The organism is Pseudomonas sp. NPDC089408 (assembly GCF_044749445.1).
GTDB lineage: Bacteria > Pseudomonadota > Gammaproteobacteria > Pseudomonadales > Pseudomonadaceae > Aquipseudomonas.
This window is the reverse complement of sequence record NZ_JBIVHY010000004.1, coordinates 100,676-124,794: the sequence shown is the minus strand read 5'-3', so window position 1 is coordinate 124,794 and position 24,119 is coordinate 100,676. Positions and strand designations below refer to the sequence as shown.

Annotated in this window: 26 protein-coding genes and 1 tRNA gene; 2 read left to right on the top strand and 25 right to left on the bottom strand. The window is 62.4% G+C overall.

Annotated elements, in window-relative coordinates; translation table 11 throughout:
- Positions 1-108: 108 nt before the first annotated feature.
- The 19 genes from der to trmJ form a co-directional block, all read right to left on the bottom strand.
- Positions 109-1,572 (bottom strand): ribosome biogenesis GTPase Der, encoded by a 1,464-nt coding sequence (der, locus tag ACIP02_RS08715; protein WP_400615260.1) that lies wholly within the window; start codon positions 1,570-1,572, stop codon positions 109-111.
- A 116-nt stretch (positions 1,573-1,688) separates the two neighbouring features.
- Positions 1,689-2,831 (bottom strand): outer membrane protein assembly factor BamB, encoded by a 1,143-nt coding sequence (gene bamB, locus ACIP02_RS08710; RefSeq protein ID WP_400615257.1) that lies wholly within the window; start codon positions 2,829-2,831, stop codon positions 1,689-1,691.
- Complete coding sequence (locus tag ACIP02_RS08705; RefSeq protein ID WP_201198632.1) at positions 2,832-3,473, bottom strand: tetratricopeptide repeat protein; 642 nt, start codon at positions 3,471-3,473, stop codon at positions 2,832-2,834.
- A 38-nt stretch (positions 3,474-3,511) separates the two neighbouring features.
- Positions 3,512-4,801 carry a histidine--tRNA ligase gene (gene hisS / locus ACIP02_RS08700; protein ID WP_400615254.1) on the bottom strand — a complete coding sequence of 430 codons (1,290 nt, stop codon included), beginning with the start codon at positions 4,799-4,801 and terminating at the stop codon, positions 3,512-3,514.
- A 25-nt stretch (positions 4,802-4,826) separates the two neighbouring features.
- The gene (gene ispG, locus ACIP02_RS08695) at positions 4,827-5,936 is read right to left on the bottom strand and encodes a flavodoxin-dependent (E)-4-hydroxy-3-methylbut-2-enyl-diphosphate synthase (RefSeq protein WP_110744926.1); all 1,110 of its coding nucleotides are present in this window, start codon (positions 5,934-5,936) and stop codon (positions 4,827-4,829) included.
- A 3-nt stretch (positions 5,937-5,939) separates the two neighbouring features.
- Entirely contained in the window at positions 5,940-6,977 is a 1,038-nt protein-coding gene (locus ACIP02_RS08690; RefSeq protein ID WP_400615252.1) for a RodZ domain-containing protein, read from the bottom strand.
- The gene (gene pilW / locus ACIP02_RS08685) at positions 6,974-7,735 is read right to left on the bottom strand and encodes a type IV pilus biogenesis/stability protein PilW (RefSeq protein ID WP_400615249.1); all 762 of its coding nucleotides are present in this window, start codon (positions 7,733-7,735) and stop codon (positions 6,974-6,976) included. Before pilW ends, ACIP02_RS08690 begins: the two co-directional genes overlap by 4 nt.
- A 14-nt stretch (positions 7,736-7,749) precedes the next feature.
- The gene (rlmN, locus tag ACIP02_RS08680) at positions 7,750-8,895 is read right to left on the bottom strand and encodes a 23S rRNA (adenine(2503)-C(2))-methyltransferase RlmN (RefSeq protein ID WP_400615247.1); all 1,146 of its coding nucleotides are present in this window, start codon (positions 8,893-8,895) and stop codon (positions 7,750-7,752) included.
- 28 nt (positions 8,896-8,923) lie between these two features.
- The gene (gene ndk, locus ACIP02_RS08675; protein WP_023533373.1) at positions 8,924-9,349 is read right to left on the bottom strand and encodes a nucleoside-diphosphate kinase; all 426 of its coding nucleotides are present in this window, start codon (positions 9,347-9,349) and stop codon (positions 8,924-8,926) included.
- A gap of 88 nt (positions 9,350-9,437) precedes the next feature.
- The gene (gene iscX, locus ACIP02_RS08670) at positions 9,438-9,638 is read right to left on the bottom strand and encodes a Fe-S cluster assembly protein IscX (protein ID WP_003248529.1); all 201 of its coding nucleotides are present in this window, start codon (positions 9,636-9,638) and stop codon (positions 9,438-9,440) included.
- A 10-nt stretch (positions 9,639-9,648) separates the two neighbouring features.
- On the bottom strand, positions 9,649-9,990 hold the full coding sequence (fdx, locus tag ACIP02_RS08665; RefSeq protein ID WP_110735783.1) for an ISC system 2Fe-2S type ferredoxin: 342 nt from the start codon (positions 9,988-9,990) through the stop codon (positions 9,649-9,651).
- Between the two features lie 3 nt (positions 9,991-9,993).
- Complete coding sequence (gene hscA, locus ACIP02_RS08660) at positions 9,994-11,856, bottom strand: Fe-S protein assembly chaperone HscA (RefSeq protein ID WP_400615243.1); 1,863 nt, start codon at positions 11,854-11,856, stop codon at positions 9,994-9,996.
- Between the two features lie 42 nt (positions 11,857-11,898).
- Positions 11,899-12,420, bottom strand: coding sequence for a co-chaperone HscB (hscB, locus tag ACIP02_RS08655; RefSeq protein WP_400615241.1), 522 nt, complete (start codon positions 12,418-12,420; stop codon positions 11,899-11,901).
- Positions 12,421-12,428: 8 nt separating this feature from the next.
- Positions 12,429-12,752: an iron-sulfur cluster assembly protein IscA gene (iscA, locus tag ACIP02_RS08650; RefSeq protein ID WP_060511418.1), complete on the bottom strand. Its 324-nt coding sequence runs from the start codon at positions 12,750-12,752 to the stop codon at positions 12,429-12,431.
- Positions 12,753-12,780: 28 nt separating this feature from the next.
- Positions 12,781-13,167 (bottom strand): Fe-S cluster assembly scaffold IscU, encoded by a 387-nt coding sequence (gene iscU, locus ACIP02_RS08645; protein ID WP_003248539.1) that lies wholly within the window; start codon positions 13,165-13,167, stop codon positions 12,781-12,783.
- Between the two features lie 47 nt (positions 13,168-13,214).
- The gene (locus ACIP02_RS08640; protein WP_400615238.1) at positions 13,215-14,429 is read right to left on the bottom strand and encodes an IscS subfamily cysteine desulfurase; all 1,215 of its coding nucleotides are present in this window, start codon (positions 14,427-14,429) and stop codon (positions 13,215-13,217) included.
- Positions 14,430-14,475: 46 nt separating this feature from the next.
- Positions 14,476-14,967 carry a Fe-S cluster assembly transcriptional regulator IscR gene (gene iscR, locus ACIP02_RS08635; protein WP_008092572.1) on the bottom strand — a complete coding sequence of 164 codons (492 nt, stop codon included), beginning with the start codon at positions 14,965-14,967 and terminating at the stop codon, positions 14,476-14,478.
- A gap of 179 nt (positions 14,968-15,146) precedes the next feature.
- Positions 15,147-15,932, bottom strand: coding sequence for a serine O-acetyltransferase (gene cysE / locus ACIP02_RS08630; RefSeq protein ID WP_201198612.1), 786 nt, complete (start codon positions 15,930-15,932; stop codon positions 15,147-15,149).
- Positions 15,933-15,935: 3 nt separating this feature from the next.
- A complete protein-coding gene (trmJ, locus tag ACIP02_RS08625) occupies positions 15,936-16,691 on the bottom strand; it encodes a tRNA (cytosine(32)/uridine(32)-2'-O)-methyltransferase TrmJ (RefSeq protein ID WP_201198611.1) in 756 nt (251 codons plus the stop codon).
- Positions 16,692-16,842: 151 nt separating this feature from the next.
- Here trmJ and suhB point away from each other — a divergent pair, with 151 nt between their 5' ends.
- Positions 16,843-17,661, top strand: coding sequence for an inositol-phosphate phosphatase (gene suhB / locus ACIP02_RS08620; protein ID WP_003248548.1), 819 nt, complete (start codon positions 16,843-16,845; stop codon positions 17,659-17,661).
- A 168-nt stretch (positions 17,662-17,829) separates the two neighbouring features.
- On the opposite strand, the gene ACIP02_RS08615 is transcribed toward suhB, so the two are convergent.
- The 6 genes from ACIP02_RS08615 to queA all read right to left on the bottom strand — a co-directional run bounded on the left by ACIP02_RS08615 (position 17,830) and on the right by queA (position 23,895).
- A complete protein-coding gene (locus tag ACIP02_RS08615; RefSeq protein ID WP_400615234.1) occupies positions 17,830-18,372 on the bottom strand; it encodes a glycine zipper 2TM domain-containing protein in 543 nt (180 codons plus the stop codon).
- 120 nt (positions 18,373-18,492) lie between these two features.
- Positions 18,493-19,401, bottom strand: a complete 909-nt coding sequence (gene secF / locus ACIP02_RS08610) for a protein translocase subunit SecF (protein ID WP_201198610.1) — start codon at positions 19,399-19,401, stop codon at positions 18,493-18,495.
- 10 nt (positions 19,402-19,411) lie between these two features.
- On the bottom strand, positions 19,412-21,274 hold the full coding sequence (secD, locus tag ACIP02_RS08605) for a protein translocase subunit SecD (RefSeq protein WP_201198609.1): 1,863 nt from the start codon (positions 21,272-21,274) through the stop codon (positions 19,412-19,414).
- Positions 21,275-21,337: 63 nt separating this feature from the next.
- Entirely contained in the window at positions 21,338-21,673 is a 336-nt protein-coding gene (gene yajC / locus ACIP02_RS08600; protein ID WP_027595530.1) for a preprotein translocase subunit YajC, read from the bottom strand.
- A gap of 42 nt (positions 21,674-21,715) precedes the next feature.
- Entirely contained in the window at positions 21,716-22,831 is a 1,116-nt protein-coding gene (gene tgt, locus ACIP02_RS08595; protein ID WP_400615731.1) for a tRNA guanosine(34) transglycosylase Tgt, read from the bottom strand.
- Between the two features lie 14 nt (positions 22,832-22,845).
- Positions 22,846-23,895 carry a tRNA preQ1(34) S-adenosylmethionine ribosyltransferase-isomerase QueA gene (gene queA / locus ACIP02_RS08590; RefSeq protein ID WP_400615230.1) on the bottom strand — a complete coding sequence of 350 codons (1,050 nt, stop codon included), beginning with the start codon at positions 23,893-23,895 and terminating at the stop codon, positions 22,846-22,848.
- A gap of 106 nt (positions 23,896-24,001) precedes the next feature.
- On the opposite strand from queA, the gene ACIP02_RS08585 reads away from it, so the two are divergent.
- Positions 24,002-24,086 (top strand) — tRNA-Leu (locus tag ACIP02_RS08585).
- Positions 24,087-24,119: the final 33 nt, after the last annotated feature.

Sequence of the window (24,119 nt, the reverse complement as noted above, 5' to 3'; positions counted from 1 at the left end):
TTCCTGGGGACTGAGAGCTATAAGCTACAAGCTTCAAGCCACAAGAAAAAGCGGCATGGATCACCGTCTGCTCTTTCTTGCAGCTTGTAGCTTATAGCTTGCCGCTGATCAGCGCTTGTCGCGGCGCTTCTTCTCGGCCTTCTTGTGGTGCGACATCAAGCGGCGTTTCTTGTTGACCTGGCGATCGGTAAGGGTGTTTTTCTTGCCCTCGTACGGGTTCTCACCGCCCTTGTACTCGATGCGGATCGGCGTACCGACCAGCTTCAGCACGCGGCGGTAGGTGTTTTCCAGGTAACGCGAGTACGACTTGGGAATGCTCTCGGTCTGGTTGCCGTGGATCACGATCAGCGGTGGGTTGGCACCACCGAGGTGGGCATAGCGCAGCTTGATGCGGCGGCCGTTGACCAGCGGTGGCTGGTGCTCGCTGACAGCATCCTCGAGGATCTGCGTCAGGCGGCTGGTTGGCCAGCGGGTCACCGCCGAGGTGAACGCGGCCTGCACCGATTTGTACAGGTTGCCCACGCCGGTGCCGTGCAAGGCGGAGATGAAGTGGATGTCAGCGAAGTCGACGAAGAACAGCCGGCGCTCCAGCTCGGTCTTCACGTAAGCGCGCTCACCCGGCTCCATGCCATCCCACTTGTTCAGGGCAATGACGATGGCGCGGCCGGCCTCGAGCGCGAAGCCCAGCAGGTTCAGGTCGTGGTCGACCACCCCTTCACGGGCGTCCATGACGAAGATGACGACGTTGGCGTCCTTGATCGCCTGCAACGTCTTGACCACCGAGAACTTCTCGACTTCCTCGTGGATCTTGCCGCGCTTGCGCACACCGGCGGTGTCGATGAAGGTGTACTTGTCGCCGTCACGTTCGAACGGGATGTAGATACTGTCACGGGTAGTACCCGGCTCGTCGTACACCACCACGCGCTCTTCGCCGAGCATGCGGTTGACCAAGGTCGACTTGCCCACGTTCGGGCGGCCGATGATGGCGATCTTGATGCCATCCTTCTCGCTTGGGCCAGGAATGCGCACGGCCTCCTCGCCTTCTGCGACGTCCTGGTCGAGGGCTTCGTCCTCGGCGTCACGCGGCAGGTGGCCCAGCACGGCTTCCATCAGGGCGCTGATACCACGGCCTTGGGAGCCCGCCACCGGAATGGCGTTGCCCATGCCCATCGGCGAGAACTCGGCACGCGCAACATCGGGGTCGATGTTGTCGATCTTGTTGGCGACCAGAATCGCCGACTTGTTGCGCTTGCGCAGGTGCTCGGCAATCATCTGATCGGCGGCGGTCATGCCGGCGCGGGCGTCGACCAGGAACAGCACGTAGTCGGCTTCCTCAATGGCCATCAGCGACTGCTCGGCCATTTTCTCATCCATGCCCACTTCGTCACCGGTGATACCGCCGGTGTCGATCAGGATGAAGGAACGACCCTGCCAGCTGGCATCACCATACTGGCGGTCACGGGTCAGGCCCGACAGGTCACCGACGATGGCATCGCGGGTCTTGGTCAGGCGGTTGAACATGGTGGATTTGCCGACGTTCGGGCGGCCCACCAGGGCAATTACGGGAACCATCGGCTCTCCACTCTCGAATTCTTGAAAATGCAAAGGCCGCTGCAAGGCAGCGGCCGGGGTACGGGCGGCGTGTCCTACGCCGCGGCTTGAAGCCCGCCAAGGCTTCAAGCATAGCTTCAGCGGATGGTCAGTGCCTCGAGCTTGCCGCTGTTGCCGAAGACATAAATGGTGTCGCCGACCACAAGTGGGCGGGCGCGCAGGCCATCGCTGTCGATACGCTCACGGCCAACAAAGCGGCCATCGACCTGGCTCAGCAGGTGCAGGTAACCTTCAAAGTCGCCTACAGCCACGTAGCTGGAGAACACTTCCGGCGCCGACAACTGGCGACGGGCCATGGTGTCGTTGCTCCACAAGGCGCTGGAAGAGCGCTCGTCGACGCTTTCGACGGTACCCGAGGCTTCGCTGACATACACGTTGCCGTAGCCCTGGGCGACGCCCACGTAACTGGAGGCATCGCGCTGCCACAGCACACGGCCACTTTGCAGGTCCAGGCCCGCGACGCGGCCCTGGTAGGTGCTGACGTACAGGGTTTCACCGGACAGCAGCAGGCCACCATCGATGTCGACCACACGGTCCAGCTCGGAACGGCCTTGCGGAATGGCCACACGGCTTTCCCACACTGGCACACCGTTGTTGATATCCACCGCCACCACCTTGCCGGTGGACAGGCCGGCGACAGCCAGGCGGTTGGTAGCGATCGGTGCACCGGTACCACGCAGGGTCAGTACGGCCGGGGTGTTTTCATAGATCCAGCGGCGATCGCCGGTGGCGGCATCCAGGCCAATCAGGCGGTCATCCTGGGTCTGCACCACCACCACGTCACCGTTGTTGGCAGGCGGGGCCAGTACTTCACTGGTCACCCGGGAGCGCCAGCGCTCTTCACCGGTGCTGGAATCCAGGGCAATCACTTCGCCCTTGAGGGTGCCGAGCATGACCAGGCCGTAGCCTACGCCAACCGCGCCGGAAACCTGCAGCTCCAGGTCCTTCTTCCACACCACGTCACCGGTGATGCGGTCGAGGGCAAAGACTTCGCCGTTGACGTCGGAAGCGTAGATACGGTCGTTCTCGATGGCCGGTACCAGGGTGTTGTAGGTTTCACCCTGGCCGTCACCGATCGAACGGCTCCACTGCTTCTTCAGCACCACTTCCTCGGTGAACTTGGTGAGCTCGGCCGGAGGCAGTTCCTTCTTGCTGTTGCTGCTGCAACCTGCGGCCAGTACGGCCAGGGTCAGCACTGCTGCATGTTTCCAACCGATCACTTACGCGTCCCCTTTGGCCAGGTCATCCAGCTTCAATTGCAGGCCACCGACCGCCGCGTCATCGGACAGCGCAGCCTTGGCTTTCTCGTAAGCGCTGTGTGCGTCGTCAGCGCGACCCAGCTGTACCAGCAGGTCACCCTTCAACTCTTCACGGCTGGCCAGGAAGGCTTTGTCGGCATCGCCGTCAAGCAGCTTGAGGGCATCCTCGGCCTTGTTCTGCGCGGCCAGCACACGGGCCAGACGCTGGCGCGAAATCTCGCCCAGGGTCACATCGGCCGGCTTGTCCAGCACGCTTTTCAGCTCGGCAGCGGCGTCGTCGAGCTTGCCGCTGTCGACCGCGACCTTGGCCACGAACAGGCTGCCGTACTGGGCGTATGCGGTACCACCGAAATCACTCTTGAGCTTGCCGGCCAGTTCCGCCACCTTGGTGGTATCTGGCTGGCCAGTCGGCGTCAGGCTGGTTTCAAGCAACGCCTGATACAGCTGCGAGGCGCCTTGCGACTGGTTGTTCTGGTACTTGTGCCAGGTGTTCCAGCCCAGCACCACCACGCCAGCCAGCAATGCGCCGGTCAGCAGCGGCTTGCCGTTGCGGTTCCACCAGTCCTTGACCCCTGCCAGGTCATCATCATCGGTACTCGACACCCCAATACTCCTTTTCGCCTATTCGTTGTTGAACCGCGTTACGCCTGCGCGATCGCGGTTTCCAGGTGCCCTACAAGAGCATCCCAGGCAATGTTCTGTTGTTCGCCCTGGCCACGCAGGGGCTTGAAGCCGATTTCCTGCTTGGCCAGTTCATCGTCACCGAGGATCAGGGCGAACAGTGCGCCGCTCTTGTCGGCCTTCTTGAACTGGCTCTTGAAGCTGCCACCCCCAGCGTTGACAGCCAGGCGCAAACCCGGCAAGCGGTCGCGCAGGCCTTCGGACAGGCGCAGGCCAGCCAGCTCGGCCTGTTCGCCAAAGGCGCACAGGTAGACGTCGACGGTGCGGCTGATCGACTCGGGTACTTTACCCAGGGTTTCCAGCAGCAGGATCAGGCGCTCGATACCCATGGCGAAACCAACGCCCGTGGTCGGCTTGCCGCCCATCTGCTCGACCAGGCCGTCGTAGCGGCCACCGGCACACACGGTGCCCTGGGCGCCAAGCTTGTCGGTCACCCACTCGAACACGGTCTTGCTGTAGTAGTCCAGGCCACGTACCAGCTTGGTGTTGATCACGAACGGAATGCCGGCAGCGTCCAGGCGGGCCTTGAGGCCTTCGAAATGCACGCGCGACGCTTCGTCCAGGTAGTCTTCCAGTTTCGGCGCGCCGACCAGTACCGCCTGGGTGTTCTGGTCCTTGCTGTCGAGGATGCGCAGCGGGTTGCTCTTCAGGCGGCGCTGGCTGTCTTCGTCCAGTTGCTCCAGGCGCGCCGAGAGGAACTCGACCAGCGCGTCACGGTAGCGGGCACGGGCTTCGCTGGTGCCCAGGCTGTTGAGCTCCAGCTTGACCGCGTCCTGGATGCCCAGCAGGCCCCACAGGCGCCAGGTCAGCATGATCAGCTCGGCATCGATGTCCGGGCCGTCCAGGTTGAACACTTCCACGCCAATCTGGTGAAACTGGCGGTAGCGGCCCTTCTGCGGGCGCTCGTGGCGGAACATCTGGCCGATGTACCACAGCTTCTGCACCTGGCCATTGCCGGTGATGCCGTGCTCCAGCACTGCGCGCACGCAGGCGGCGGTGCCTTCAGGGCGCAGGGTCAGCGAATCGCCGTTGCGGTCCTCGAAGGTGTACATCTCTTTTTCGACGATGTCGGTCACTTCACCGATCGAACGCTTGAACAGCTCGGTGAACTCGACGATCGGCGTGCGGATCTGGCTGTACCCGTAGGTGTCCAGCAGGCCGGCCACGGTGCCTTCGAAGTAGCGCCACAGCGGCGACTGTTCTGGCAGGATGTCGTTCATGCCACGGATGGCTTGCAGCGATTTGCTCACGAAAAGTCCTTACGAATTCTGTGTGTCAGCCACGGGCGATCAGCGCCGCGTCAGCTTCGGCCTTTTCAGCCGCTTTCTGGCGGATGAGCTTTTCCAGCTCATCGACCAGGTTGTCATTGGTCAGCTTTTGCGCCGGCTTGCCGTCGATGTAGATCAGGTTCGGCGTACCGCCGGTCAGGCCTACATGGGCTTCCTTGGCTTCACCCGGGCCGTTGACCACACAACCGATCACCGCCACGTCCAGCGGCACCAGCAGGTCTTCCAGGCGCCCTTCCAGCTCGTTCATGGTCTTGACCACATCGAAGTTCTGCCGCGAGCAGCTCGGGCAGGCGATGAAGTTGATGCCACGCGAACGCAGGTGCAGCGACTTGAGGATGTCGTAGCCGACCTTCACTTCTTCGACCGGGTCGGCCGCCAGCGAGATACGGATGGTATCGCCAATGCCTTCGGCCAGCAGCATACCGAGGCCGACGGCAGATTTCACCGTCCCCGAACGCAGGCCACCGGCTTCGGTGATGCCCAGGTGCAGCGGCTGCACGATCTGCTTGGCCAACAGGCGGTAGGCTTCGACGGCCATGAACACGTCGGAGGCCTTGACGCTGACCTTGAAGTCCTGGAAGTCCAGGCGGTCGAGGTGCTCGACATGGCGCAGGGCGGACTCGACCAGCGCTGCCGGGGTCGGCTCGCCATACTTCTTCTGCAGGTCTTTTTCCAGGGAACCGGCGTTAACCCCGATACGAATCGGGATACCGCGGTCGCGGGCGGCATCGACCACGGCGCGCACACGGTCTTCACGGCCGATGTTGCCCGGGTTGATGCGCAGGCAGTCGACGCCAAGCTCAGCCACCCGCAGGGCGATCTTGTAGTCGAAGTGGATGTCGGCGACCAGCGGCACGCTGACCAGCTGCTTGATCTTGCCGAACGCCTCGGCGGCGTCCATGTCCGGCACCGATACCCGCACGATGTCCACGCCGGCATCGACCAGGCGCTGGATTTGCCCCACGGTGGCGGCCACATCGTTGGTGTCGGTGTTGGTCATGCTCTGCACCGCGATGGGCGCATCACCGCCCACCGGCACATTGCCGACCCAGATTTTGCGGGATTCGCGACGTTTGATCGGAGATTCGCCGTGCATGACTTACTGTCCCAACTTCAGGCGAGCAGTCTCGCCACTGGTGAACGGGGCAACATCGACGGCCTGGCCGTTGTAGCTGACCTGGGCGCCACGGGCAAAGCCCAGGCGTACCGCGAACGGCGGCTTGCCGGTCAGCTCGAGGTTGTCCCCCTTGCGCTTGACGGCGCTGAACAGCACCTTGCCGTTGCCGTCGGAAACCTGGGTCCAGCAATCGGCGGTGAACTGGATGGCGACCTTGGCGCTGCCGGCCGGCACTGCGGCAGGCTCGCTGGCGGTTACCGGCGCTGCAGGTGCAGCAGGCACAGCAGCCGCAGGCGCCGGGGTAGCCGGTGCTACCGGGGCAGGCGTGGCCGCAGGTACGCTGGCAGTTGGCTGTACCGGTGCCTGCTGGGCAGGTGCCGGCGTAGCGGCTGCGGCAGGTGCCGGGCTCGCCGCTACCTGTTCGCCAGCAGCGGCCGGTTGCTCGGGGGCGCCCTGTGCCAACGGCAGCGGTGCAGATTCAGGCTGCTGGCCCGCGGTAACGGCTTGGTCTTCAGGCTCATCAAGCGGGTGAATCTGGGTGGTGCCGTCGGCGCTTTCGACCTCGACGTGCTCCAGGGCGATCTTGGCCAGGTCCTTGCCACGCAGGCTGCCCTGGTCCTGCCACCAGACAAAGCCACCTCCCACCACGGCTACCAGCAACAACAGGCTGACGCCGCGCAGGATGTTGTGCGACAGGCGCACAGGCTCTTCGATACGACCCAGCGAATGCACTTCGCTGCCTTTGGCGTGGGTGCCGGTGTAGCGGTCGAAGGCATCGACCAGGGCGGCTTGGTCGAGGTCCATCAGCTTGGCATAGGCGCGAATGTAGCCACGGGCGAAAGTATGCCCGGGCAGCTTGTCGAAGGCGCCGGTTTCCACGTGGTTCAACGAACTGACAGTGAGGTTGAGCTTGCGGGCCACCTCGGCTTGAGACCAGTCCCGTTTCTCACGGGCCAGGCGCAAAAGCTCACCGGGGTTCTGGCCAGGCGCTACGGCTACTTCGGGATGCGCGGCGTTCATCGTTGCTCCGACAGGTATTGCTGATATTCCGGCGTACCGGGATAAAGTCGTTGTAATTGCTGGCCCGTTTCGGCCAGTGCGCCCTGCTCGTCGAACACCCTGGCAAGGCGGCTACCCAGCAGCAGGCTACGGGCATCGTGTTCGCTCAACTGGCTGAAACGATCGTAGTAGTCCCGGGCCGGCACATAATGCCCGTTTTCGTAGGACAACTCAGCCATTTCCAGCAATGCTTTCGGTTGCCGCTGGTTGAGTTGCAACGCTTTCAACAAATAGGCGTGCGCCTGCTCGCGGCGCTCGAGCCTCAAGGCGGTCAGGCCAAGGTTCTCGTACACGCGCGAGCGCTCAGGATACAGGGTATCGGCACTGGCCAGGCGAAACATCTGCTTGGCCTCGGCAAATCGCCCCTGAGCATAAAGGAAACTGCCGTAATTGTTGCGAATTCGCGTGTCTGCGCCGCTAATTTGCAGGGCTTTGCGAAAATGCGCTTCGGCCAGTGCCGGCTCGCCTTCGGCCTGGAACACCAAGGCCAGGGCGGCGTGCGCGTCGGCGTCGGTGCTGTTCAGGGCCAGGGCCTTGCCCAGTGGCACCTTCGCCTGCTCGGTCAAACCCTGTTGCAAATAACCCAGGCCAAGCTGCACATAAGCCTGCCCCGCCTGCGCCCTGCCCTGGCGGTTGGCCAGGGGGTCGCCCGCGCCGCCCGACACGCAGCCGGCCAGCAGCGAAAGCGCAAGGATCGACAGCGCGGCGCGCAGGCTCATGGGCAAGTTCCCGGTCAGTGGCTGGCGGCGCTGTCTTGCAGCTCGACGTCCGCGGAAAGCTGGCGCACGGCGATGTAGCGCTCGCTGCGGCGGGTACGGTCGTTGACCTGGCCAACCAGCTGACCACAGGCGGCGTCGATGTCGTCGCCCCGGGTGGTACGGGTGGTGACGTTGAAACCACCGTGGTGCAGCAGGTCCTGGAAGCGACGAATGGCGTTGTTGCTTGGCCGCTCATAGCCCGAATGCGGGAACGGGTTGAACGGGATCAGGTTGATCTTGCACGGCACGTCGCGCAGCAGTTCGATCATCTGCGCAGCGTGCTCCGGCTGGTCATTGACGTCCTTGAGCAAGGTGTACTCGATGGTGAGCACGCGCTTGCCACCCAGGGTGGCCATGTAGCCCATGCACGATTCCAGCAGCATTTTCAGCGGGTACTTCTTGTTGATCGGCACCAGCTGGTTGCGCAGCGCGTCGTTCGGCGCATGCAGCGACAGGGCCAGCGACACGTCGATGTGCTTGGCCAGTTCGTCGATCATCGGTACCACGCCCGAAGTGGACAGGGTGACGCGACGCTTGGAAATGCCATAGCCCAGGTCATCCATCATGATTTTCATGGCGGCGATGACGTTGTCGAAGTTCAGCAGGGGCTCGCCCATGCCCATCATCACCACGTTGGTAATCGCGCGGTCGACTTTGGCAGGAACGGTCCCGAAGGATTTGTTGGCAAGCCACACCTGGCCGATCACTTCGGCGGCAGTGAGGTTGCTGTTGAAGCCTTGCTTGCCGGTGGAGCAGAAGCTGCAGTCCAGGGCACAGCCGGCTTGCGACGACACGCACAGGGTGCCGCGATCGTCGGTAGGAATGTAGACGGTCTCGACGCAGCTGCCGGAGGCAACGCGGATCACCCATTTGCGGGTGCCGTCGGCGGAAATGTCTTCACTGACCACTTCCGGGGGGCGAATCTCGGCAACGGCCTCGAGCTTTTCGCGCAAGACCTTGCCTACGTTGGTCATGGCCGCAAAGTCGGACACGCCAAAGTGGTGAATCCATTTCATCACCTGGCCGGCACGGAAGCGCTTCTCCCCGATAGAGTCGAAGAACTGTTCCATTTCCGGCTGGGTCAGGCCCAACAGGTTGATTTTGCCAGTAGATGTCGTCATGGATTCACCCTCACCCGTAAGCTTTCGCTTAGCGAGTGGTTACCTCGGTAGCAGCGAAGAAGTAAGCGATTTCGCGAGCAGCAGCAGCTTCGGAGTCCGAACCGTGAACGGCGTTGGCGTCGATCGACTCGGCGAAGTCAGCACGGATGGTGCCGGCAGCAGCTTCTTTAGGGTTGGTAGCGCCCATCAGCTCACGGTTCTTGGCGATGGCGTTTTCGCCTTCCAGCACCTGAACAACAACCGGACCGGAAGTCATGAAGGCAACCAGGTCACCGAAGAAGCCGCGCTCGCTGTGCTCAGCGTAGAAGCCTTCGGCTTCGGCTTTGGACAGTTGCTTGATTTTCGAGGCAACGATTTTCAGGCCGGCTTCTTCGAAGCGGGTGGTGATCTTGCCGATGACGTTTTTGGCAACTGCGTCAGGCTTGATGATCGAGAAAGTACGTTGAACAGCCATGGAAAACTCCAGAATATGAGTGTTACGAAAAATTAAACCCGCGAATTATACGCGGGTTTCAGGGGATTGCCTAACCTGCACGTGACGCTTAGTCGGCTTCGTCAATCCAGGCAGCCTGGATAGCCTCAAGCACTTTCTCACCGCCGCGTGACGGATCGTCGCTGAACTCTGGCAATGCCAGCACCCAGCGGTGCAGGTCGACGAAATTCACATAACGAGGATCGACCTCAGGCTTGCTTTCTGCAAGCTGGATTGCGATTTCAAGTACATCAACCCATTTCAGACTCATGTACAGGCCCTCAGTGCGGTGCTTCGGCAGCGTGGTTCAGCGAATACTTGGGGATCTCGATGGTCAGGTCTTCGTCGGCGACCACTACCTGGCAACCCAGGCGCGATTGCGCCTCCAGGCCCCAGGCCTTGTCCAGCATGTCCTCTTCCAGCTCGTCAGCCTCTTCAAGCGAATCGAAGCCCTTGCGCACGATGCAGTGGCAAGTGGTACAGGCCTTGACACCACCACAGGCGCTTTCCATCTCGATGTGATGGTCGTGGGCCAGCTCCAGGATGTTGGTCCCGGCAGGCACTTCCACGGTCAGGCCTTCGGGGCAGAACTTCTCATGCGGCAGGAAAGTCACCAGCGGCATCGATTACTCCTCGATCTCATTCAGGTTGCGCCCGGCCAGTGCGGCTTTGACCGTCGAATCAAGGCGACGGGCGGCAAATGCGTCGGTCACCTGCGACAGACGCTTGGTCTGTTGCTCGATGGCTGCGCCATCGGTGCCCTTCAGCAAATCACGTAGTTCTTGCATCTGGAATTCGATGGCGTCGCGCTCATCACTGCTAAGCAGGCGTTCGCCGTCGGCGTCCAGGGCGCCCTGTACCGCTTCGAGCAGGCGCTCGCCGTCCACCTGGTGCTCGCGCAACTGGCGGGCATGCTTGTCGGAACCGGCGTGTTCGAACGAGTCCTTGAGCATGCGGGCGATTTCGCCGTCGGTCAGGCCGTAGGACGGTTTGACCTGGATACTGGCTTCCACGCCTGAACCCAGCTCGCGAGCGGCGACGCTGAGCAGGCCGTCGGCATCGACCTGGAAGGTAACGCGGATTTTTGCCGAGCCGGCGACCATGGCCGGGATGCCGCGCAGTTCAAAGCGGGCCAGCGATCGGCAGTCGCTGATCAGCTCGCGCTCGCCCTGCAGCACATGGATCATCATGGCCGTCTGGCCATCTTTATACGTGGTGAATTCCTGTGCACGGGCCACCGGAATGGTGGTGTTGCGTGGAATCACCTTCTCCATCAGCCCGCCCATGGTCTCAAGGCCAAGCGACAGCGGGATGACGTCGAGCAGCAGCAGTTCGCCACCTTCGCGGCGGTTGCCGGCCAGGGTGTCGGCCTGGATGGCGGCACCAATGGCCACCACCTGGTCGGGGTCGATCGAGGTCAGCGGGGTACGGCCGAACAGCGCGCCCACGGCTTCACGCACACGCGGTACGCGGGTTGAACCACCGACCATGACCACGGCACTGACTTCTTCCAGCTCCACGCCACTGTCGCGCACGGCGCGGCGGCAAGCCTTGAGGCTGCGAGCGACCATTGGCTCGATCATGGTTTCGAAAGCGGCACGGCTCAGCTCGCCTTGCCAGGCGCCATGGCTGACACTGACCACATCGGCGTCGGTCAGGGCTTCCTTGGCGGCGCAAGCAGTTTGCAGCAATGCGCGCTGGGTAGCCGGGTCCAGATCGGACGACAGCCCGGCCTGCTCGATGATCCAGCCGGCAATGGCGTGGTCGAAGTCATCACCGCCCAGGGCGGTATCGCCACCGGTGGCCAGCACTTCGAACACGCCAGCCGTCAGGCGCAGGATGGAGATATCGAAAGTACCGCCGCCCAAGTCATAGATGGCCACCACGCCTTCGGCGTTCTGGTCCAGGCCGTAGGCCACGGCAGCCGCAGTCGGCTCGTTGAGCAGGCGCAGCACGTTCAGGCCTGCCAGGCGCGCAGCGTCCTTGGTGGCCTGGCGCTGGGCATCGTCGAAATAGGCCGGCACGGTGATCACCGCCCCCACCAGCTCGCCACCCAGCGTCGCTTCGGCCCGTTCACGCAGCACCTTGAGGATATCGGCAGACACTTGTACCGGGCTTTTCGGGCCCTGCACGGTGTCGATGAACGGCATGTGCGACTCACCGCCAACAAAGCGGTACGGCAGTTGCTCGCCCAGTTGCTTGACGTCGGCCAGGCCGCGCCCCATCAGGCGCTTGACCGACAGCACGGTGTTCAGCGGGTCGCTGGAAGCGGCATCACGCGCGCCCTGCCCCACTTCGATGCGCCCGTCGAGGTAGCGCACCGCGGACGGCAGAATGACGTTACCCTGCGCATCAGGCAGGGGCTCGCTGCGGCCGCTGCGCAATGCAGCGACCAGAGAGTTGGTGGTACCCAGGTCGATCCCCACCGCCAGGCGGCGCTGATGCGGCTGAGGGCTTTGACCGGGTTCGGCAATCTGCAGTAGGGCCATGCTTATCTGAATACCTTAGGTGTCATCACGGGCGACACCGGGTTAATCGTCGAGGCGCTCTTCCAGTTGGCGCACTTCTTGGGCGAGCTTGTCGAGGAACTGCATGCGGCGCATCAGGCGCTCGGCCTTGTCGCGCTCGCCTGGAGCATCCCAGCAGGCGGCAAAGTCCTCGTTCAGCGTGTCCTGGGCGACCTTAAGGCGCTTCTTGAACACGCCGACACCGTCAAGGTCGGCTTCGTCCTGCAACTCTTCGAGTTCTTCGCGCCACTGCATCTGCTGCAACAGGAAGTCCGGGTCATGGACCGTGACTTCCTGAGGCACTTCGTGGCCGCTGATGGCCAGCAGGTAGCGGGCGCGACGCGGCGCACTGCGCAGGGTCTGGTAGGCGTCGTTGAGGGCTGCGGACTTTTCCAGCGCTACCCGCTGCTCGCGCTCGGAGGCGTCGGCAAAGCGGTCGGGATGGACTTCGCGGGCCAGTTCGCGATAGCGAGTGGCCAGCTTGTCGAGATCCAGGCGGAAGCTTGGCTGGAGGTCAAACAATGCGTAATGACAAGGAGTACCCACAGCCAGCCTCAAACGTTGAAGCTTTCGCCGCAGCCACATTCACCGCGCACGTTGGGATTGTTGAACTTGAAGCCTTCGTTCAACCCTTCCTTGACGAAGTCCAGCTCGGTACCGTCGAGGTAGACCAGGCTCTTGGGATCGATGATCACCTTCACGCCATGGTTCTCGAACACGGTGTCTTCGTCCGCCAGTTCGTCGACGAACTCCAACACGTAGGCCAGGCCCGAGCAACCGGTGGTGCGCACGCCCAGGCGAATGCCCTCACCTTTGCCGCGCCCGTCAAGGGAGCGGCGAATGTGGTTGGCGGCGGCTTCTGTCATGCTGATAGCCATCAGGACTCCTTACCTTGCAACAGGCGACTTAGATCAAGCCTTTCTTCTGCTTGTAATCGCGTACAGCTGCCTTGATGGCATCTTCGGCGAGTACCGAGCAGTGAATCTTGACCGGCGGCAGCGCCAGTTCTTCGGCCAGCTGGGTGTTCTTGATGGTTTCGGCTTCGTCCAGGGTCTTGCCCTTCATCCACTCGGTGGCGAGGGAGCTGGAAGCGATGGCCGAACCGCAGCCGTAGGTCTTGAACTTGGCGTCTTCGATGACGCCCTGCTCGTTGACCTTGATTTGCAGACGCATCACGTCACCGCACGCAGGGGCGCCGACCATGCCGGTACCGACATCCGGGTCCTCGGCATTCATCTTGCCGACGTTGCGTGGGTTTTCGTAGTGGTCGATGACCTTTTCACTGTATGCCATGGTGCTATTCCTTCCTCATCAGGGGAGCCGCTCTTGCCGGCGACTGCTTAGTGGGCGGCCCACTCGATCTTGGAGATATCGACGCCGTCTTTGTACATGTCCCACAGCGGCGACAGTTCACGCAGTTTGTTGACGGCCTCGCAGACTTTCTGCGCGGCGTAGTCGACTTCTTCTTCGCTGGTGAAGCGACCGAAGGAGAAGCGGATCGAGCTGTGCGCCAGCTCGTCGTTGCGGCCCAGAGCGCGCAGTACGTACGACGGCTCGAGCGACGCGGAGGTGCAGGCCGAACCGGACGATACGGCGATGTCCTTCAGCGACATCAGCAGCGATTCGCCTTCGACGTAGTTGAAGCTCAGGTTCAGGTTGTGCGGTACGCGGGCAGTCTGGCTGCCGTTGACGTACAGCTCTTCAAGGCTGGAGACCTGCTTGAAGAAGCGGTCGCTCAGGGCCTTGATGCGCACGTTTTCCGCGGCCATTTCCTGCTTGGCAATGGCGAAGGCTTCGCCCATGCCGACGATCTGGTGAGTCGGCAGGGTGCCCGAACGCATGCCGCGCTCATGGCCACCGCCGTGAATGATGGCTTCCAGGCGTACGCGAGGCTTGCGGCTGACGTACAGCGCGCCGATGCCTTTCGGGCCGTAGACCTTGTGCGCCGAGAACGACATCAGGTCGACCTTCAGCTTTTGCACGTCGATTTCGACCTTGCCGGCCGACTGGGCGGCGTCAACGTGGAACAGCACGCCGCGCGAACGGGTCAGTTCACCGATGGCGGCGATGTCGTTGATCGAGCCGACTTCGTTGTTCACGTGCATCAGCGAGACCAGGATGGTGTCGTCACGCAGTACGGCTTCGACCATGGCCGGGGTGACGATGCCGTCTTCGCCTGGCTCAAGGTAGGTGACTTCGAAACCTTCACGCTCCAGCTGGCGAGCGGTATCCAGGACCGCCTTGTGCTCGATCTTGGAGGTAATGATGTGCTTGCCCTTGGTCTGATAGAAGTGCGCGACACCTTTCAGCGCGAGGTTGTCGGACTCGGTAGCACCGCTGGTCCAGACGATTTCACGCGGGTCGGCGTTGATCAGCTCGGCAACCTGGCGGCGACCGTTCTCGACCGCTTCCTCGGCCTTCCAGCCGAAGACGTGGGAGCGCGAAGCCGGGTTACCGAAGTTCCCGTCAACCAGCAGGCATTCGGCCATCTTCTGGGCGACGCGTGGGTCAACCGGAGTGGTCGCGGAGTAATCGAGGTAGATCGGCAACTTCATTTGTCTCTCCTATCAGGCGGTGGCGTCGCTCGTCGTCCCTGCGGGATCAATCGACGGCAGACGTCTCAATCTTGTCCAGCTGGGCGGTTCGGCCTGCGACACGACGCAGGTCCTGGCGCTGGGCGACTTCCTGCACCTCACGGCGCATGACGAGGTCGGCCAGGCTGATGCCGCTGAGGAATTCATGGATCTGCTGGCTGAGGTCGCACCACAGGTGGTGGGTCAGGCAGGTATCACCGGCATGGCAGTCCCCGAGGCCCTGGCAACGGGTGGCATCGACCGACTCGTTGACCGCGTCGATGACCTGGGCCACCTGGATGGTTTCCATGCCCCGCGACAGCTGGTAGCCGCCACCTGGACCGCGCACGCTGGAAACCAGGCTGCTGCGGCGCAGCTTGGCGAACAGCTGTTCCAGATAAGAGAGGGAAATGCCCTGGCGTTCGGAAATGTCGGCCAAAGACACCGGCCCATGCTGCGCGTGCAACGCCAGGTCAAGCATGGCAGTCACGGCGTATCGGCCTTTGGTAGTCAGTCGCATGGCTATTGGGTACCACGGGAGTTTCGGGATGTGTGCGAGTATGCGATTCCCGAGCATTTAAGTCAACTATTAGACCTACTGCTTTAGTCGGGTTTGCATCGGGGAGGCGGGCGCGATTGTAGCAGACAAGGGGCGCGATCACACGCCCCGTATGTCACTATGATTTCAGCGCGGCGCAATCAATGCGACTGAGTGTCGCGCTGAGCCACCTGGGCAACTTCGGTGAAGTCATCGTCCGGCAAGGCCGGCAGCTCCTTGGCACAATAGTCACTGCCCATCTTGGTCAGCGCCCCACACATACCCTCCAAGCGCTCGTCGACGGCCTGCAGGTGGTCAAGCATCTGGCCGATGGCACGCGCCACCGGGTCGGGCATGTCGCCACTGACACCGTAGGCATCGAAGCCGATCTTCTCGGCCATGGCCTTGCGCTTGGCTTCGACTTCGCTGTCTTCGCTCTTGACGATGATCCGCCCGGGGATACCCACCGCCGTGGCGCCCGCCGGCACCGCCTTGGTCACCACCGCATTGGAGCCGATCTTGGCCCCGGCACCGACGGTGAACGGGCCCAGCACCTTGGCCCCCGCCCCTACCACCACGCCGTTTTCCAGGGTGGGGTGGCGCTTGCCCTTGTTCCAGCTGGTGCCGCCCAGGGTCACGCCCTGGTACAGAGTGACGTCGTCGCCGATCTCGGCGGTTTCGCCAATGACGATGCCCATGCCATGGTCAATAAAGAAGCGCCGGCCAATGGTGGCCCCCGGATGGATCTCGATACCGGTCAGCCAACGGCCGAAGTTCGACACCAGCCGGGCCAGCCACTTGAAATCGCGCTTCCATAGGGCATTGCCCAGGCGGTGCAACCAGATGGCATGCATGCCGGGGTAGCAGGTGAGCACCTCGAAGGCATTGCGCGCAGCCGGGTCACGGTGGAATACGCTTTGAATATCTTCACGCAGGCGTTCAAACATCTGTCAGTCCTTCCGTTTATGCGGCTCGCCCCGGACCACTTTCTGGGTCTCGGTAAGGATGCCGCGCAAAATGCTCATTTCCGTCCGCTCGACCGCCACCCGCCCATACAACCGGCGCAGGCGCGGCATCAGGTGCTTGGGCTTTTCCGGGTCGAGGAAGCCGATGCCCACCAGGGTTTTTTCCAGGTGGTCGTAGAACAGCTCCATTTCGTCCATGGTCGCCAGCTCGCTGGCGTCAACCTTCTCGACCTTGCCCGGTGCCGCACCGGCAGCCAGCCAGGCCATGCGCACTTCATAAGAGAGCACCTGCACGGCGGCAGCCAGGTTCAGCGAGCTGAAGTCGGGGTTGGAGGGAATGTGCACGTGGAAGTGACATCGCTGCAGTTCTTCGTTGGTCAGGCCGGCGTGTTCGCGCCCGAACACCAGGGCGATTTCTTCGCCGCCGTTGGCATGCTCCACCGCCTTGTCGCCACACTCGCGCGGACCGATCAACGGCCAGGGAATGCTGCGCTCGCGGGCGCTGGTGCCCATCACCAGGTTGCAGCCGACCAATGCCTGTTCGAGGCTGTCGACCACCTGGGCGTTATCCAGCACATCGTCGGCGCCCGAGGCACGGGCACTGGCCTCCGCGGCGGGGAATTCTTTCGGCTGCACCAGCACCAGACGCGACAAGCCCATGTTTTTCATGGCACGCGCAGCGCCGCCGATGTTGCCGGGGTGGCTGGTATTGACCAGAACAACACGAATATTTTGCAGCAAGGTGTTGTGCTCACAGATGCAGGAATCAGGGCCTTCGATCTTACAGAACCGACAGACGTAACGCCATGAAAGCAAATGTGACACTTCTGCCGCCAAAGTTTTCTGCTAGAATGATCGGCTTTCTTCTTTAACATCTCCAGGTGACCCGCCCATGCAGCCTATGCTGAATATCGCCCTGCGCGCCGCTCGCAGCGCCAGTGAACTGATTTTCCGCTCCATCGAACGCCTGGATAGCATCAAGGTCGATGAGAAAGAGGCCAAGGACTACGTTTCCGAAGTCGATCGCGCTGCCGAGCAGAGCATCGTCAACGCCCTGCGCAAGGCCTACCCGAACCACTCCATTCAGGGCGAAGAAACCGGCCTGCACGCGGGTAGCGGCGAAGAAGGCAAGGATTACCTGTGGATCATCGACCCGCTGGACGGCACCACCAACTTCCTGCGCGGCATCCCGCACTTCGCTGTCAGCATCGCCTGCAAATACCGTGGTCGCCTTGAGCACGCCGTGATCGTCGACCCGGTTCGCCAGGAAGAATTCACCGCCAGCCGTGGCCGTGGCGCCCAGCTCAACGGCCGCCGCCTGCGTGTCAGCTCGCGCACCAGCCTGGAAGGCGCCCTGCTGGGTACCGGCTTCCCGTTCCGTGACGGCCAGATGGCCGACATGGACAACTACCTGGGCATGTTCCGCGCCCTGACTGGCCAGACCGCCGGCATCCGCCGCGCCGGCTCCGCCAGCCTGGACCTGGCCTACGTGGCCGCCGGCCGTTTCGACGCCTTCTGGGAGTCGGGCCTGTCCGAGTGGGACATGGCAGCCGGCGTGCTGCTGATCCAGGAAGCCGGTGGCCTGGTGAGCGACTTCAACGGTGGCCACGACTTCCTCGACAAGGGCCACATCGTTGCAGGCAACATCAAGTGCTTCAAGGCCGTACTGACCGCTATCCAGCCGCACCTGCCAGAAAGCATGAAGCGCTAAGCGCGGATTGCCGGCAAACAAAAAGCACCCCTCGGGGTGCTTTTTTGTGCCTGACAGTTTTGTATAGCCTGTGCCGGCCTCTTCGCGGGTAAACCCGCTCCTACATCGATCGCCTTACCCTTGTAGGAGCGGGTTTACCCGCGAAGAGGCCAGCACAGGCAACACAAATCACTGGCCAGCTTCGCTCAGGATCAGCTTGCCATTCTTGTCCACCGGAATGGTCGACCCCGGCTCGCGGTCCATCTTAACCTGCCCCACCTGGTCACCAATGGTGTACTTCACGTTGTAGCCCACCACCTTTTCACTGATGTCGTTGACCGTGTTGCAGCGGGTTTGCGTGGTGGTGTAGGTGTCACGCTGCTGCATGCCTTCCTGCACCTTGTTACCGGCATAACCACCACCGACCGCACCGGCTACGGTGGCGATCTTCTTACCGGTACCACCACCAATCTGGTTACCCAGCAGGCCGCCAGCAAGGGCGCCCACCACGGTACCGGCGATCTGGTGCTGGTCCTTGACCGGCGCCTGACGCGTCACCGCGACGTCCTTGCACACCTCACGCGGGGTTTTCACCTGTTGCTTGATCGGCTGCACGTCGGTGACCTGGGCGTACTCAGGCCCCTTGTTGACCAAGCTGTAGGTCGCGACAGCACCTCCGGCAGTCACACCGACAGCACCCAGTACCGCACCCACCAGCATTGATTTGTTCACGTGGACCTCCTGATCGTACCAGCGGGTATCAACCCGCGCTTCTCCCAGCCTTGGAGCAAAAAAAAAGGCGCGAGTTCAATACTCTCGCCTTTCGGGCTGCCAGACGGCGATGGCTAACCGTTATGGACGGTCATCCACACCCTCGGCCTTGACCGGAGGGATCAGGTCTTCACTGTTCAGGTTCAGCCAGATCAGTACCACGTTGGCGATGTAGATCGACGAGTAGGTACCGGCCATGACGCCGATGAACAGGGCCAGCGAGAAGCCGAACAGGTTGTCACCCCCGAAGAACAGCAGCGCAGCAATGGCCAGCAAGGTCGAAACCGAAGTGGCGATGGTGCGCAGCAGGGTCTGCGTGGTGGAAACGTTGATGTTCTCGATCAGCGAGGCCTTGCGCATGACGCGGAAGTTCTCACGCACCCGGTCGAATACGACGATGGTGTCGTTCAGCGAGTAGCCGATGATCGCCAACACTGCTGCCAGCACCGTCAGGTCGAAGGTGATCTGGAAGAACGACAGGATACCGAGGGTCACCACCACGTCGTGGATCAGCGAGATGATCGCGCCCACGGCGAACTTCCACTGGAAGCGGAAGGCCAGGTAGATAAGGATGCCGCCCAAGGCCAGGAGCATGCCCATGCCGCCCTGGTCGCGCAGTTCTTCACCCACCTGCGGGCCGACGAACTCGACACGCTTGAGCGTGGCCGGGTTGTCGCCGCCAGCCTTCTGCAGCGCGGCAGCTACCTTGTTGCCCAGCTGCGGGTCATCGCCCGGCATACGCACCAGCAGGTCGGTGGTAGCGCCAAAGCTCTGCACCACCGCCTCGTGGAAGCCGGAATCGACCAGCTCGGCACGCACTGCCTTGAGGTCGGCCGGGCGCTCGTAGGTCAGCTCGATCAGCGTACCGCCGGTGAAGTCCAGGCCGAAGTTCAGGCCCTTCTGCCACCAGCTGAACAGCGCCAGCACGGTGAGGAGCACGGTAATGGCGAACGCAACGTTGCGCACGCCCATGAAGTTGATGGTTTTCATCGCAGCTCCCTCAAACCCACAGCTTCTTGATGTCACGCCCGCCACAGGTCAGGTTGACCATTGCGCGGGTCACCATGACGGCGGTGAACATCGAGGTGAAAATCCCGAGGGACATGGTAACCGCAAAGCCCTTGACCGGGCCGGTACCCATGGCGAACAGGATGCCGCCGACCAGCAGGCTGGTAAGGTTGGCGTCGATGATCGCGGTGTAGGCGCGGTTGAAACCTTCGTGGATGGCGCGCTGTACCGACATGCCGGCTTTCAGCTCTTCGCGGATACGCGAGAAGATCAGCACGTTGGCGTCCACCGCCATACCCATGGTCAATACGATACCGGCAATACCCGGCAGGGTCAGGGTGGCGCCCAGCAGCGACATCAAGGCCAGCAGCAGCACCATGTTGCCCGCCAGGGCGATGGTGGCGATCACGCCGAAGCCGCGATAGATGGCAATGATGAACAGCGAGACGAACAGCATGCCCCACAGCGACGCATCGATACCCTTGGTGATGTTGTCGGCACCCAGGCTTGGACCAATGGTACGTTCTTCAGCGAAGTACATTGGCGCGGCCAGACCACCGGCACGCAGCAGCAGGGCCAGCTCGGACGATTCGCCCTGGCCGTTCAGGCCGGTAATGCGGAACTGGCTGCCCAGCGGCGACTGGATGGTCGCCAGGCTGATGATTTTCTTCTCTTCGACGAAGCTTTGTACGGCAACGTCCTTCTCGACGCCGTCGACGGTCTGCTTGACGTAGCGGGTGACCGGTTTCTGCTCGATGAAGATCACCGCCATGCTGCGACCGACGTTGCTACGGGTAGCACGGCTCATCAGCTCGCCACCGTGACCATCCAGGCGGATGTTCACCTGCGGGCGACCGTGTTCGTCGAAGCTGGCCTGGGCGTCGGTAACCTGGTCACCGGTGATGATCAGGCCGCGCTCGACCGGGGCGGAACGGCCGCCTTCACGGAACTCGAACACCTCGGTAGTGGCCTTGGACGCGCCCGGCTCGGCACCGAAGCGGAACTCCAGGTTGGCGGTTTTACCGAGGATACGCTTGGCTTCGGCGGTGTCCTGCACGCCTGGCAGCTCGACCACGATACGGTTGGCGCCCTGACGCTGTACCAGCGGCTCGGCCACGCCCAGCTCGTTGACGCGGTTGCGCACGGTGGTGAGGTTCTGCTTGATCGAGTATTCGCGGATCTCGGCGACTTTCGCCTGGGTCAGCGCCAGGCGCAGCACCGCAAGCTCGTTGCGCTCGGTGGTGGTCAGGTCGAAATCATTGAAATTCTTGCGGATCAGGGCACGTGCCTGTTCGCGGGTAGCGTCGTCAGAGAAGCCCAGCATGATGCCGCCATCCTGCTGAGGCAGGCTGCGGTAGCGGATGCGCTCTTTGCGCAGCAAGGTCTTGACCTCGCCTTCGTAGACTTTCATGCGGGCGCTCATGGCCTTGTCCATGTCCACTTCCAGCAGGAAGTGCACACCACCGGACAGGTCCAGGCCCAGCTTCATCGGGCTTGCCCCCAGGTTGCGCAGCCATTGCGGGGTGGTCTGGGCCAGGTTCAGGGCCACGACGTAATCATCGCCGAGTGCCTTGCGCACGACATCCTTGGCCGGCAGCTGGTCTTCCTGGTTGGTCAGGCGGATCAGCCCGCTGCCCTTCTCACCCAGGCTGGTGCCCTTGACGGCGATCTTGGCATCGACCAGCGCCTTGCTGACGCGATCGAGGTCGGCCTGGTTTACCTGCAGCGCCGAGCTGGCACCGCTGATCTGCACCGCCGGGTCATCCGGGTACAGGTTGGGAGCGGAATAAATGAAACCGACCACCAGTACCAGCACGATCAGTGCATATTTCCACAGAGGGTATTTGTTCAGCATCACGCCGCCCGTTCAAGACGCGGGGCGCGTTGCGCGCCCCGACTGGAAAATAAAACCGGTAACTCAGATAGCCTTGAGCGTACCTTTTGGCAGGGTCGCAGCGATCGCGCCCTTCTGGAACTTCAGCTCGACAGTGTCGGACACTTCCAGTACCACGAAGTCATCGGTGACTTTGACGATCTTGCCGGCGATGCCGCCGTTGGTGACAACTTCGTCACCTTTCTGCAAGTTGCCCAGCAGGTTCTTCTGCTCTTTGGCACGCTTGGCCTGCGGGCGCCAGATCATCAGGTAGAAGATGACCAGGAAACCGACCAGGAAAATCCACTCGAAGCCGGTACCGGCTGGGCCAGCGGCAGGTGCTGCAGCGTCCGCGTATGCGGCGGGGATCAAGAAGCTCATTGGGCACTCCTAAGGTAATTTTCTAATAATGGATGCAGACAGTTAGTCCAAAGGCGGTACGGGAAGCCCGCGCTTGGCGTAGAAGGCGTCGACAAAGGCGGCCAATTTACCCTGTTGAATAGCCTCGCGTAAACCGGCCATCAAGCGCTGGTAATGGCGCAAGTTGTGGATGGTATTCAGCATGCTGCTCAGCATTTCGCCGCACTTGTCCAGGTGATGGAGATAGGCGCGCGAGAAGTGGGTGCAGGTATAGCAGTCACAGGTCGGATCCAGCGGCGATTCATCGTGGCGATGGAACGCATTGCGGATCTTGATCACCCCTGTATCGACGAACAGATGACCGTTACGCGCGTTACGCGTCGGCATCACGCAGTCGAACATGTCGACGCCGCGGCGCACACCCTCAACGAGATCTTCCGGTTTGCCTACCCCCATAAGGTAACGAGGTTTGTCAGCCGGCATCTGGCCCGGCAGGTAGTCCAGCACCTTGATCATTTCGTGCTTGGGCTCGCCGACCGACAGGCCGCCGATGGCCAGGCCGTCGAAACCGATGGTTTCCAGGCCTTCCAGCGAGCGCATGCGCAGGTCCTGGTACATGCCGCCCTGAACGATACCGAACAGCGCCGCGGTGTTGTCGGCGTGGGCGTTCTTCGAGCGCTGGGCCCAGCGCAGCGACAGTTCCATGGAGGTGCGCGCCACATCGTGCTCGGCCGGGTACGGGGTGCACTCGTCGAAGATCATTACCACGTCCGAGCCCAGGTCACGCTGAACCTGCATCGACTCTTCCGGGCCCATGAACACCTTCGAGCCATCGACCGGCGAGGCGAAGGTCACGCCCTCTTCCTTGATCTTGCGCATGGCGCCCAGGCTGAACACCTGGAAACCACCGGAGTCGGTAAGGATCGGGCCTTTCCACTGCATGAAATCGTGCAGGCCGTTGTGCTTCTTGATCACCTCGGTGCCCGGGCGCAGCCACAGGTGGAAGGTGTTGCCGAGGATCATCTCGGCGCCAATGGCCTCGATATCACGTGGCAGCATGCCCTTGACCGTGCCGTAGGTGCCCACCGGCATGAACGCCGGGGTTTCCACAGTGCCACGGGGGAAGGTGATGCGACCACGACGGGCCTTGCCGTCGGTGGCCAGCAGTTCGAAGGACATTCGACAGGTGCGACTCATGCTTGATCCTCGGGGCCGCGTGGCGCCGGATTGCGGGTGATGAACATGGCATCACCGTAACTGAAGAAGCGGTACCCCTGCTCGACCGCTGCCGCGTAGGCGGCCATGGTCTCGGGGTAGCCGGCGAAGGCCGAGACCAGCATCAGCAGCGTGGACTCCGGCAGGTGGAAGTTGGTGACCAGGGCGTCGACCACATGGAATGGCCGGCCCGGGTAGATGAAGATGTCGGTATCGCCGCTGAAGGCCTTGAGCACGCCATCGCGCGCGGCGCTTTCCAGCGAGCGCACGCTGGTGGTGCCAACCGCGATCACCCGGCCGCCACGGGCGCGGCAGGCCTCGATGGCATCGACCACGTCCTGGCTCACTTCGAGCCACTCTTTATGCATGTGGTGGTCTTCGATCTTGTCGACCCGCACCGGCTGGAAGGTGCCAGCACCCACATGCAGGGTGACGAAGGCGCGCTCGACGCCCTTGGCGGCGATTTTCTCGAGCAGCGCCTCATCGAAGTGCAGGCCTGCGGTAGGCGCAGCGACTGCACCGGCCCGCTGGGCGTACACGGTCTGGTAGCGCTCACGGTCGGCGCCCTCGTCAGGGCGGTCGATGTACGGCGGCAGCGGCATGTGGCCAACGCGGTCGAGCAGTGGCAGCACCTCTTCGGTGAAGCGCAGCTCGAACAGCGTGTCGTGGCGCGCGACCATTTCGGCCTCGCCACCGCCATCGATGAGGATCACCGCGCCTTCTTTCGGCGCCTTGCTGGCACGCACATGGGCCAGCACCCGGTGGCTGTCGAGCACGCGCTCGACCAGCACTTCCAGCTTGCCGCCGGAGGCTTTCTGGCCAAACAACCGCGCCGGGATCACCCGGGTGTTGTTGAACACCATCAGGTCGCCGGGGCGCAGGTAGTCCAGCAGGTCGGGAAATTGCTGATGCGAGAGCGCGCCGCTCGGCCCATCGAGGACCAGCAGACGGCTGCCATGGCGCTCGGCCAATGGGTGGCGGGCGATCAGGGAATCGGGGAGTTCGAAGGAAAAATCGGCGACGCGCATGATGATGTTCGGTTCGGCAGGGCCGGGAAGTTTAGCCCAATGTGTGAAAATTGACCATGAAAGCCGATTGACCGACCAGCGGCACCTCTCTATACTGCGCGCCACTGCCCTGATGGCGGAATTGGTAGACGCGGCGGATTCAAAATCCGTTTTCGAAAGGAGTGGGAGTTCGAGTCTCCCTCGGGGCACCATCACATAGTTCCAAGCGGTCCCTACCAGACCCG

What these genes read in the sequence shown, in the direction of transcription:
- pilW (WP_400615249.1), bottom strand. Translation starts at nt 7,735, where the DNA reads ATGAGCCTGCGCGCCGCGCTGTCGATCCTTGCGCTTTCGCTGCTGGCC.
- iscU (WP_003248539.1), bottom strand. Translation starts at nt 13,167, where the DNA reads ATGGCATACAGTGAAAAGGTCATCGACCACTACGAAAACCCACGCAAC.
- tgt (WP_400615731.1), bottom strand. Translation starts at nt 22,831, where the DNA reads ATGTCCTTCGAACTGCTGGCCACCGACGGCAAGGCCCGTCGTGGTCGC.
- iscA (WP_060511418.1), bottom strand. Translation starts at nt 12,752, where the DNA reads ATGGCTATCAGCATGACAGAAGCCGCCGCCAACCACATTCGCCGCTCC.
- ndk (WP_023533373.1), bottom strand. Translation starts at nt 9,349, where the DNA reads ATGGCTGTTCAACGTACTTTCTCGATCATCAAGCCTGACGCAGTTGCC.
- yajC (WP_027595530.1), bottom strand. Translation starts at nt 21,673, where the DNA reads ATGAGCTTCTTGATCCCCGCCGCATACGCGGACGCTGCAGCACCTGCC.
- rlmN (WP_400615247.1), bottom strand. Translation starts at nt 8,895, where the DNA reads ATGACGACATCTACTGGCAAAATCAACCTGTTGGGCCTGACCCAGCCG.
- ACIP02_RS08690 (WP_400615252.1), bottom strand. Translation starts at nt 6,977, where the DNA reads ATGAACGCCGCGCATCCCGAAGTAGCCGTAGCGCCTGGCCAGAACCCC.
- iscR (WP_008092572.1), bottom strand. Translation starts at nt 14,967, where the DNA reads ATGCGACTGACTACCAAAGGCCGATACGCCGTGACTGCCATGCTTGAC.
- queA (WP_400615230.1), bottom strand. Translation starts at nt 23,895, where the DNA reads ATGCGCGTCGCCGATTTTTCCTTCGAACTCCCCGATTCCCTGATCGCC.
- fdx (WP_110735783.1), bottom strand. Translation starts at nt 9,990, where the DNA reads ATGCCGCTGGTGACTTTCCTGCCGCATGAGAAGTTCTGCCCCGAAGGC.
- der (WP_400615260.1), bottom strand. Translation starts at nt 1,572, where the DNA reads ATGGTTCCCGTAATTGCCCTGGTGGGCCGCCCGAACGTCGGCAAATCC.
- iscX (WP_003248529.1), bottom strand. Translation starts at nt 9,638, where the DNA reads ATGAGTCTGAAATGGGTTGATGTACTTGAAATCGCAATCCAGCTTGCA.
- ispG (WP_110744926.1), bottom strand. Translation starts at nt 5,936, where the DNA reads ATGCACGGCGAATCTCCGATCAAACGTCGCGAATCCCGCAAAATCTGG.
- secD (WP_201198609.1), bottom strand. Translation starts at nt 21,274, where the DNA reads ATGCTGAACAAATACCCTCTGTGGAAATATGCACTGATCGTGCTGGTA.
- cysE (WP_201198612.1), bottom strand. Translation starts at nt 15,932, where the DNA reads ATGTTTGAACGCCTGCGTGAAGATATTCAAAGCGTATTCCACCGTGAC.
- ACIP02_RS08640 (WP_400615238.1), bottom strand. Translation starts at nt 14,429, where the DNA reads ATGAAGTTGCCGATCTACCTCGATTACTCCGCGACCACTCCGGTTGAC.
- suhB (WP_003248548.1), top strand. Translation starts at nt 16,843, where the DNA reads ATGCAGCCTATGCTGAATATCGCCCTGCGCGCCGCTCGCAGCGCCAGT.
- secF (WP_201198610.1), bottom strand. Translation starts at nt 19,401, where the DNA reads ATGAAAACCATCAACTTCATGGGCGTGCGCAACGTTGCGTTCGCCATT.
- hscA (WP_400615243.1), bottom strand. Translation starts at nt 11,856, where the DNA reads ATGGCCCTACTGCAGATTGCCGAACCCGGTCAAAGCCCTCAGCCGCAT.